Consider the following 1,720-nt stretch of genomic DNA (forward strand, 5'->3'; position numbering starts at 1 on the left):
GGTCCTCGGTGTGCTGATCCCGGTGCTCATGAAGACCCGGAAGAGCGCCAAGACCTACACCGGTCCGCGTGACGCAAACGACCCCGTGCAGGCCCCGGGAGCCGGAACCCTTGTGGAGGACCGTCCCGCGCAGGCCCCGGCACCGGCACGGACCTCGCCGGACGGCGTCGAACTCGAAGAACCAACCCTCGAAGTTCCGGACGACGCAGCCGGGCTGGAAACCGTCCCGGTGGAAACCCCGCTGCCGGTGGCCGGGCGGCTGATGCGGCTGCGCGAGCGGCTGGTCAAGTCCAACAACATCCTCGGCAAGGGGCTCCTGGCCCTGCTCTCGGCAGACAAGATCGATGAAAACGTCTGGGATGAGGTCGAGGAAACCCTGCTGCTGGCCGATCTCGGCACCGAACCGACCATGCAGCTCGTGGACTCACTCCGCGAACGCGTCAAGGTGATGGGCACGCGGGACCCTGAGCACGTCAAGGCCCTGCTCCGGGAGGAACTCATCAAGCTCGTGGATCCGACCATGGACCGGAGCCTGAACGTCGAGCGCCACGGCGACAAGCCCGCCGTCATGATGGTTGTCGGCGTCAACGGCGTTGGCAAGACCACCACCGTGGGCAAGCTGGCCCGCGTGCTCGTGGCCGAGGACAAGGACGTGCTGCTGGGCGCGGCGGACACCTTCCGCGCCGCCGCCGCCGAGCAGCTGGCCACGTGGGGCCAGCGCGTCGGCGTGCCCACCGTGAAGTCGGACATCGACGGCGCGGACCCGGCCTCGGTGGCCTACGAGGCCGTCAAGGCCGGCATCGACCAGGAAGTCGACGTCGTCATGATCGACACCGCGGGGCGCCTGCAGAACAAGGTGGGCCTCATGGACGAGCTCAGCAAGGTCAAGCGGGTCATCGAAAAGCTGGCCGAGGTGGACGAGGTGCTGCTGGTCCTGGACGCCACCACCGGCCAGAACGGACTCAACCAGGCCCGGGTGTTCTCCGAGGTCGTGAACATCACCGGGATCGTCCTGACCAAGCTGGACGGCACCGCCAAGGGCGGGATCGTCGTCGCCATCCAAAAATCCCTCGGAGTCCCGGTGAAGCTGATCGGCTTGGGCGAAGGCGCCGACGACCTCGCGCCGTTCGACGCCGAAGGCTTCGTGGATGCGCTGCTGAACTAGCCCGCACCGCAACAAGAAGAGTGCCCCGGTCCTGTCTGGCCAGTTCAGACGGGACCGGGGCACTCTTTGTTCAAGTGGCTAGTACTTGAAGTTCAGGACCGTCACTGTGCCGGCCGTCAGCTTGAACTGCTGCGTCTGGGACTTGAACGCGAAGCCGGGCACAGTGGCGCGCTTGGCGAGGGGCGTGGGCTCGGTCTTGGCGCCATCGATCACGGTCTGGTCCTCGGCTGCGTAGCTGGGTCCGCTGAGCTGGGTCATGGTCCCGGTGACCGGTTTGCCCGGAAGGTTCAGGGTGACGGAAGTCTGCGCGGCCTTTTCGGGGTCGTTTTCGTTGATGATCACCACGCTGGTGCTGCCGTCGGCGTTCTGCAGCGCGTAGCTGAACGCCGGGCCGCCTCCGGCGCTGTTCACTTTCATGAACTTGCCGGCCTCCAGCTCGGCCACCATGGAGATGCCGAAGAAGTTGGCCCGGCCGGACATCTGGCCATTGCCGAACGGGTAGGCCCCGGCGCTGCAGATGGCGGACAGCGGCGGGCCGCCCTTGCAGGTCAGCAG

General features: G+C 66.8%; 1 protein-coding gene and 1 pseudogene. One reads left to right on the forward strand and one right to left on the reverse strand.

The window, feature by feature from the left end:
* Nucleotides 1-1,165: signal recognition particle-docking protein FtsY (gene ftsY, locus LQV45_RS30195; protein ID WP_230010891.1), on the forward strand; the 1,165-nt coding region annotated here is incomplete at its 5' end.
* A 78-nt stretch (nucleotides 1,166-1,243) separates the two neighbouring features.
* Here ftsY and LQV45_RS30200 read toward each other — a convergent pair.
* Nucleotides 1,244-1,720 (reverse strand): annotated as a pseudogene (locus LQV45_RS30200) (hypothetical protein); the annotation flags it as partial.

The sequence above is a fragment of the Microbacterium sp. Bi128 genome (assembly GCF_918698205.1).